Raw genomic sequence first — 7543 nt, 5'->3', positions numbered from 1 at the left:
GGAGAGCCTTTTTATTTTGTTCAGATGAGGTGGTTTAAGCACGGAAACAGCCATTTTTATCTAAAAACACTAAAAAAGACAAACACAAAATCGATATTTGTCTTCAATCTGAAATCCAGTGTTAAACTGGATTTTTTATTGAGTGAGAAAAATAATAATATCCTCTTTACTAACTAGACTTGGCTTCTCGAGGGTTTTAGTGAGATAATTAGATTGGAATCGTGATAGATTAGGTACAGTAGTTATATGATAATGGTTTCTGAAAGTTTTTAAGTCTAAATTAAGAGACATACTTTCGGAATTCAGATAATAAATGGGTATTTTGGATTCTTGTGTTGCTTTTATTAAACGAGGCATGAAGCGTCTACAATGAGGACATGTTGCTCGTCCTGTATAAAGGTAAAAAATTTTTTTGTTTGCCATCATGGTTTGTATCTCACTAATAGAGACCGATTTTAAGAAATGACTGCTTTTTTGATAAGACGAGATAGCCTTAGCTTCATTATCTGATAAATAGTCTTTAGCGGTAGCATGGCTAATATTAGGCTGTAAAAGTGTCAGCAACAATATGAATATCAAAAGTGATCGTTTTTTAATCATTCACAAGCCCAACCATCGTGATCACGGTCTAAATGTGTTGCGTAACCGGGTTGCCCCTGTTGAATAGGCGCTGCTCCAGCGTTCCGCATTTCAGTGCAGTTAGCATAGTAAGTGCGAGGTGCTTGAGCAAATTGTTGTTGTTGTGTTGCTGCTGCCTGTACTTCTCGTTCTTGTGCTTCACGAGTCTCTATTGCAGAAATCACCGCGTTTATGCGATTAGTGAAAGTAGTTTTTTGGTCAATATTTGAAAGAAGATTAACTTTGGCTTGAGCACTAGCAACATTATCGCGAATTTGATTATTTTCAAGTTGCTGGATGGCTAGTTCTGCGTCATTTGTAGCAACTTGTTGAATTTCTTGTTCTTTAATTATCTTGGTAACTGAATCAATACGACTAATAAGTGCACTTCTCAGGTTAGCATCAGAAATAAGGTTTACTCTTTGCTTAGCGCCTTCGACTAAATGTCTAGTTTTATTGATTTCTAACTCTTTAACGTTAGCTTCAGCTTCTGTTAAATAAAGAATTTGCTCTAGGTTGTTAAATTGCTTCTGTAGGCCCTCTCTGTTTTTAGAGTTTTTAATTTGTCTGATAGCTCCCCTTGCTTTTTCTAGATTTGTTCGATTAGTAGTTTTTTCTAAAAAAATAAGAGCCTGCTTAGCTTCCTGAATTCTTCTGTCTTCATCACGAGAGCTGCTATCTTTTGGTTGTTGAGCTAGTTTCTTAGCTATAGGCTTTATTACTGCTTTAGAAGAAGTTTGAGGTATTGTTTTAGCTTTGTTGGAATTATTGGCAAGACCTGATCCCAGGACAATGGTGCCAATTAATCCGACCACGGTTACTGCAATAGCATAATTTTTTCGTTTTGTATTAGGTCTCTTTTTGCTGTAGAACCATAATCCGATAATTCCTGCAATTAAAATAAATGGCATTAGCATTAAAAGGATGCTAAGAACGATGATTCCTAGTGTAAAGTACAAAATAATTGTGAGACAACTTTTGTGTTTCATTATTTAATCCATTCCTTAATTTTTATGTTAATTTTACACTTTTTAATCTTTAATGTAAACGCTTATTTGCATATAAAATCATTTTTTGATAACACAATAAGGTTTTCTTTTGAAATGATAACTAGCTATTAGGTACCCTTTCATGCTACAATATTCTCAAAAGTTACCAAAGGAGTTTGCTATGTCAGGATTTTTAGAACAACGATTAGAACAATGCCAAAAGTTGATGGCAGAGAAGGGGCTAGAGGCTCTTCTGGTTACTCATTTAACCAATATTTACTACCTGACAGGTTTTTCGGGGACTGCAGCTACTGTTTTAATAACAGCCAGTCGTCGTATTTTCATCACAGACTCACGTTATACCTTGATTGCTAAAGCTAGTGTTCAAGGCTTTGATATTATCGAAAGCCGCACGCCGCTCAAGGTTGTGGCAGAATTGTTAGAGGCTGATAGAGTAGATTACCTTGGTTTTGAAGACCAAGTTGCCTTTTCGTTTTATCAGACCATGCAAACAGAACTGTCAGGAATAACCTTGCTTGCTCAGTCGGGCTTTATGGAGACTTTACGTCTCATTAAGGATACTTCTGAAATCGAGACCATTGCTAAAGCTTGCTCGATCTCTGACAAGGCATTTGAAGATGCCCTTGATTTTATTAAACCAGGGACAACCACTGAACGTGACCTTGCTAATTTTTTAGATTTTCGCATGCGTCAGTATGGTGCTACCGGAACGTCATTTGATACCATTGCAGCTTCAGGCTATCGCTCTGCTATGCCTCATGGACGCGCCAGTGACAAGGTTATCCAGAATGGAGAGAGCTTGACCATGGACTTTGGTTGCTACTACAACCACTATGTTAGTGATATGACGAGGACCATTCATATTGGCCAAGTTACTGATGAAGAACGTGAGATTTATGCTCTTGTTCTGGCTGCTAACAAGGCTCTCATTGATAAAGCTAGCGCTGGCATGACTTATAGCGACTTTGACGGTATTCCGCGCCAACTCATCACTGAGGCTGGTTATGGTAGTCACTTCACACATGGCATTGGTCATGGTATCGGGCTTGACACCCATGAGAATCCGTTTTTTGGGAAATCTGAGCAACTTCTCCAAGCAGGAATGGTGGTAACAGACGAGCCAGGAATCTATCTGGATAATAAATATGGCGTCCGTATTGAAGATGACTTGGTCATCACAGAAACTGGTTGTCAAGTATTGACCTTGGCACCAAAGGAACTGATTGTGTTGTAAATTATCTTAGGGAAGGATTAGAAGGACGAAGCAATGACAAATCGTTTATCATGGCAAGATTACTTTATGGCCAATGCAGAGCTTATTTCCAAACGCTCTACTTGTGACCGTGCTTTTGTGGGAGCTGTTTTGGTAAAGGATAATCGTATTATTGCCACGGGCTATAATGGTGGTGTTTCTGCCACAGATAATTGTAATGAAGCGGGCCATTATATGGAAGATGGACATTGCATCAGGACCGTTCATGCTGAAATGAATGCTTTGATTCAATGTGCGAAAGAAGGGATTTCGACTGACGGAACTGAAATTTATGTAACGCATTTTCCCTGTATCAACTGTACCAAGGCTTTGTTGCAGGCTGGGATTAAAAAGATTACTTACAAAGCACATTATCGTCCGCACCCGTTTGCGATTGAACTAATGGAGAAAAAGGGAGTTGCGTACGTGCAACACGACGTGCCTCACATCATTTTGGGTGGTAAGGAAGGACCTAATGATTAGCTTGGGTGAATGGTCATAAAAGATTTGAGCCTAGGGCGCTTTTGTGGTAAAATGAAGTGATAATATTTTAGTAAGAGGTAAATAATAATGATTGAAGCAAGTAAGCTTAAAGCCGGTATGACATTCGAATCAGAAGGAAAATTAATTCGTGTCCTTGAAGCTAGTCACCATAAACCAGGTAAAGGAAACACAATCATGCGTATGAAATTGCGTGATGTGCGTACAGGGTCTACCTTTGACACAACTTACCGTCCAGATGAAAAATTTGAGCAAGCTATCATTGAAACTGTTCCAGCACAATACCTATATAAAATGGATGACACTGCTTACTTCATGAATACTGACACTTATGATCAGTACGAAATTCCAGTTGCTAACGTTGAGCAAGAGTTACTTTACATTCTTGAAAACTCAGACGTTAAAATCCAATTCTATGGAAGCGAAGTGATTGGAGTGACTGTTCCAACAACCGTTGAATTGACTGTTGCCGAAACACAACCATCTATCAAAGGAGCAACTGTCACAGGTTCTGGTAAACCTGCAACTCTTGAAACAGGTCTTGTGGTCAACGTTCCAGACTTTATCGAAGCTGGTCAAAAACTAATCATCAACACTGCAGAAGGTACTTACGTTTCTCGTGCTTAATCCTTTGTCAGAACAGGTTAGTCTAAAGAAGAGAAAGGAAATGCTATGACAACTGAACATATCGGTGAAATCGTTATTTCACCACGAGTACTTGAGGTTATTACTGGGATTGCTACCACACAAGTTGAGGGCGTTCATTCCCTTCATAACAAAAAAATGGCAGATAGCTTTAATAAAGCAAGTCTAGGCAAAGGGGTTTACCTTCAAACACAAGAAGGTGGTAGCGTAACTGCAGATATCTATGTTTATTTGCAGTATGGTGTTAAGGTTCCTATGGTCTCTATGGCTATTCAAAAAGCTGTCAAATCAGCGGTATATGATATGGCAGAAGTGACAATCTCAGCAGTCAATATCCATGTTGAAGGAATTGTTCCTGAAAAGACACCAAAACCAGATTTGAAGTCACTGTTTGATGAGGATTTTTTGGATGACTAAAAGTTTTCAAAATTCAAGAAGAGACTTACGTGAGCGTGCTTTTCAAGCCTTGTTCAGCATGGAAATGGGTGGTGATTTCTTGGTTGCCTCTCAATTTGCTTATGACTATGATAAGGTCGTGGATGAAGGAAATGAGGCTTTGGAATTGCCAATTTTCTTATTAAATCTTGTCAACGGGGTTAACGATCACAAAGAAGAACTTGATCGCACGATTTCAGAACATTTGAAGACGGGCTGGTCATTAGAACGCTTAACGGTGACTGATAAAACCTTGTTACGTTTAGGACTTTTTGAAATCAAGTATTTCAACGAGACGCCTGATCGTGTGGCCTTAAATGAAATCATTGAGGTTGCTAAAAAATATTCTGATGAAACGTCTGCCAAATTTATTAATGGCTTGCTTAGCCAATTTGTTTCAGAAGCTTCTTCAGCAAGTAACTAAAGATAAATCGGACCAATCTTAAATTGGTCCGATTTTATGTGTTGTCTTGTGACTATCAAAAAAGCAAACAGGCTACTCTCGTCTTTTTAAAGAGTTCTCCGGTTTGCTTTTTTTTTAGAGTAATTTCTGAGGGACACTAAATGCTTTCTCCTGGGAGTAAGGTAATTGGCAAAATATAATCCTTGCTGGTTTTCTCTCCCTTAATTTTTTTGAGAAGCACTTCGACGCTGAGTTTTGCGATTTCTTCGATAGGTTGCTTGATGGTCGCTAATTGAGGGACATATTGTTCCACAAAAGTAGTGCCGTCATAACCAATTATTTTCATGTCTTGTGGGATAGCAATGTCTAGCTGCTTGGCGACCTTCATGATTAAAATAGCAGTGAGATCGTCCGAAACAAAGAGACCGTCAGGTTTTCGGGTTGCCAAAATAGATTTGATTTCCATTTCACGACGGATAGGAGAGAGGTCGTTTGGCAATTTGATGATTTCAGCACTTCGTTTGAGCTGGTAGTTAAAGCCTAATTGACGAAGACCTGTCGGCGATTCGGAATTGTCGTTACCTGTAATCATGATAATTTTTTGACAGCCATGTTTTTGTAAGGTTTGGGCTGCTAGTTTTCCGCCTTCAAAATTATCTGAGGCAACGATTGGAATGTTAGGAGCCAAGTTACGGTCAAAGGCTACAATTGGTGCTTCGACACGCTCGTAATCATCAATACCTAGATTGTGACTAGAGGAAATGATACCATCTACTTGGTTAGCAGCGAGCATTTCTAAGTATTCGCGTTCTTTGACAGGATTGTGTTCGCTGTTGCAAATAATAGTTTTGTAGCCGTGTTTAAACAATTCAATTTCCAGATGTTCGATCAGTTCGGCATAAAAGATATTACTGATATTAGGAAAAATTAGGCCGATGAGCTGAGCTGATTTTCCTTGTAAACTTCTGGCTAGGTTATTGGGCTTATACCCCAATTTTCGCATGGCCTTGTTGACCTTATCCACTGTTTTTTGAGATAAGTAGCCCTTTTTGTTGATCACACGTGACACCGTTGTCGGACTGACCCCTGCCAAGGCTGCTACGTCTGTTAATTTTGCCACCACTTGCCTAATACCTCATTTCATAATAATACCCAGAAACGTGTCCCTCCAATAATTGGATTCCTGTTTGTCCCTGATGTGGAAAGACACGGCTGGTAAGAACCCTTTGTCCTTGGTTAACAAAGATTTCAAGGATAGACTTATCCACATAGATATTAAGTGTAACACGGCCTGGAGACATTTGGCAAGAGCGTACGGTACCATAATCCTGGGCGTATTGGACCCCAGCTTTACTTCGATCAATGCCGATTTGCCCTTGGTCTGTATCTATCGTTAGGATTAGCCCGTTGCCAGCTTGGTCTGCAAATAAGACTAAGCTGACTTTTTCTTGGCTCGGAATCGTCAATTCCAATTCGTAACAGTTGGAACTGTCTATTTTATTATGGAATAATTCTGCCGGCCCTCGAAGGTCTTTTAGGGCTGAAACAGGTGCTTGATAGAGAATTCCGTCTCTAATCCTTAATTCTTTGACTAAGCTAAGAGCTCCTTGATAGTCATAAGAATCTGTTGGGTAATCAATATCTGGTAGCCCAATCCATGATACAGCTAAAGCCCTGCCATCTGGAGCATTAAAGGCTTGAGTAGCATAAGCCTCAAACCCAAAATCAAGGTTTTGCAAGGGACCGCCATCTAGTAATTTGCCGGTTTCTGGATGGAAATCTTGGAAAATTTTATAGGTATTGGGGTAGATATTTTGATAATCTAATTCGGACTTGGCTAGTCCTTGTGGGCTGAAAATCAAGACGGGTTTGTCGTCGACAAAGACAAGATTAGGACATTCGATCATGTATTCTGTACCAGAATCGTCAAAGTCCAAATCTGCGATAAATTGCCAGTTATCCACATGATTGTCCACAGCTTTATAAAGTTTAATTTTTCCTTTGTAATTTAAATATTGGGCTCCGATAATGGCATAGAAGTGCCCTTGATAAGAAAATACCTGCGGGTCTCGGAAGTGTTCGGTCACGTCATCAGGTTGTTCAATCAATACCTGTGGCATTTTGGAAATATTTCCTTGTTTATCCATCCACGCGCCAACCTGTAATGGTGTTCTGACCCAATTGGCATCTCGAACATTACCAGTGTAAAAGAGAAAAAGCCTGTCATCAATGGCATAAGCAGAGCCGGAGTAAGCACCATGGCTATCGTTAGGATGGTCTGGCAAAAGACGGCTTCCTGTTTCCGTAAAATGGACAAGGTCTGTGGAGGTCATGTGTACCCATTGCTTCAAACCATGAGCAGCGCCATAAGGCCAATTTTGATAAAAGAGGTGGAAACGACCATCGAAATAAGAGAAGCCATTGGGGTCGTTGAGTAGTCCTGTTCGGGGCTCAACGTGAAACCGACTTCTCCAAGGAGATTGGGCTATTTTTTTGATGATGGCCTCATAGTCTTTTTGGCTCCATTCCTCATAGGGGCGGTAGCGGACAGCTTGTGGTAGATCCATAAGAAAGCTCCTTGTTTGACAGTTATTGTTATTAATATACTAAACGTTTTCTTTTTAAAAATCAATGTTTTAATGCAAATAAAATAAAAATATGTCAAACGCTTGACATAAA

General features: G+C 39.6%; 9 protein-coding genes. 5 read left to right on the top strand and 4 right to left on the bottom strand.

Annotated elements, in window-relative coordinates; translation table 11 throughout:
• Positions 1 to 135: 135 nt before the first annotated feature.
• Both ACYTR8_RS05170 and ACYTR8_RS05165 read right to left on the bottom strand, forming a co-directional pair.
• A complete protein-coding gene (locus ACYTR8_RS05170) occupies positions 136 to 423 on the bottom strand; it encodes a DUF6568 family protein (RefSeq protein WP_479641785.1) in 288 nt (95 codons plus the stop codon).
• A 173-nt stretch (positions 424 to 596) separates the two neighbouring features.
• Entirely contained in the window at positions 597 to 1607 is a 1011-nt protein-coding gene (locus tag ACYTR8_RS05165; RefSeq protein WP_479641783.1) for an excalibur calcium-binding domain-containing protein, read from the bottom strand.
• 181 nt (positions 1608 to 1788) lie between these two features.
• Here ACYTR8_RS05165 and ACYTR8_RS05160 point away from each other — a divergent pair, with 181 nt between their 5' ends.
• From ACYTR8_RS05160 to nusB, 5 genes are all read left to right on the top strand, one after another.
• Positions 1789 to 2862, top strand: coding sequence for a M24 family metallopeptidase (locus tag ACYTR8_RS05160; protein WP_479640251.1), 1074 nt, complete (start codon positions 1789 to 1791; stop codon positions 2860 to 2862).
• A gap of 33 nt (positions 2863 to 2895) precedes the next feature.
• Positions 2896 to 3363, top strand: coding sequence for a deoxycytidylate deaminase (locus ACYTR8_RS05155; RefSeq protein WP_111717547.1), 468 nt, complete (start codon positions 2896 to 2898; stop codon positions 3361 to 3363).
• Positions 3364 to 3450: 87 nt separating this feature from the next.
• The gene (gene efp / locus ACYTR8_RS05150) at positions 3451 to 4008 is read left to right on the top strand and encodes an elongation factor P (protein ID WP_002993230.1); all 558 of its coding nucleotides are present in this window, start codon (positions 3451 to 3453) and stop codon (positions 4006 to 4008) included.
• A 45-nt stretch (positions 4009 to 4053) separates the two neighbouring features.
• On the top strand, positions 4054 to 4443 hold the full coding sequence (locus tag ACYTR8_RS05145) for an Asp23/Gls24 family envelope stress response protein (protein ID WP_479641782.1): 390 nt from the start codon (positions 4054 to 4056) through the stop codon (positions 4441 to 4443).
• On the top strand, positions 4436 to 4885 hold the full coding sequence (gene nusB, locus ACYTR8_RS05140; protein WP_003052643.1) for a transcription antitermination factor NusB: 450 nt from the start codon (positions 4436 to 4438) through the stop codon (positions 4883 to 4885). The genes ACYTR8_RS05145 and nusB overlap by 8 nt, the downstream gene beginning before the upstream one ends.
• A gap of 136 nt (positions 4886 to 5021) precedes the next feature.
• Here the strand turns inward: nusB and ACYTR8_RS05135 are convergent, their stop codons facing one another.
• Together ACYTR8_RS05135 and ACYTR8_RS05130 are read right to left on the bottom strand one after the other, a co-directional pair.
• Positions 5022 to 5987: a LacI family DNA-binding transcriptional regulator gene (locus tag ACYTR8_RS05135; RefSeq protein ID WP_111717544.1), complete on the bottom strand. Its 966-nt coding sequence runs from the start codon at positions 5985 to 5987 to the stop codon at positions 5022 to 5024.
• Positions 5988 to 5991: 4 nt separating this feature from the next.
• On the bottom strand, positions 5992 to 7431 hold the full coding sequence (locus ACYTR8_RS05130; protein ID WP_479641781.1) for a sucrose-6-phosphate hydrolase: 1440 nt from the start codon (positions 7429 to 7431) through the stop codon (positions 5992 to 5994).
• Between the last annotated feature and the right edge of the window lie 112 nt (positions 7432 to 7543).

The sequence above is a fragment of the Streptococcus sp. F2 genome (assembly GCF_056500955.1).
This window is presented reverse-complemented; position numbering and strand designations above follow the sequence as displayed.

Bases quoted from the DNA above. Each gene is read 5' to 3' on its own strand.
- ACYTR8_RS05170 (WP_479641785.1), bottom strand. From the start codon at position 423: ATGGCAAACAAAAAAATTTTTTACCTTTATACAGGACGAGCAACATGT.
- ACYTR8_RS05165 (WP_479641783.1), bottom strand. From the start codon at position 1,607: ATGAAACACAAAAGTTGTCTCACAATTATTTTGTACTTTACACTAGGA.
- ACYTR8_RS05160 (WP_479640251.1), top strand. From the start codon at position 1,789: ATGTCAGGATTTTTAGAACAACGATTAGAACAATGCCAAAAGTTGATG.
- ACYTR8_RS05155 (WP_111717547.1), top strand. From the start codon at position 2,896: ATGACAAATCGTTTATCATGGCAAGATTACTTTATGGCCAATGCAGAG.
- efp (WP_002993230.1), top strand. From the start codon at position 3,451: ATGATTGAAGCAAGTAAGCTTAAAGCCGGTATGACATTCGAATCAGAA.
- ACYTR8_RS05145 (WP_479641782.1), top strand. From the start codon at position 4,054: ATGACAACTGAACATATCGGTGAAATCGTTATTTCACCACGAGTACTT.
- nusB (WP_003052643.1), top strand. From the start codon at position 4,436: ATGACTAAAAGTTTTCAAAATTCAAGAAGAGACTTACGTGAGCGTGCT.
- ACYTR8_RS05130 (WP_479641781.1), bottom strand. From the start codon at position 7,431: ATGGATCTACCACAAGCTGTCCGCTACCGCCCCTATGAGGAATGGAGC.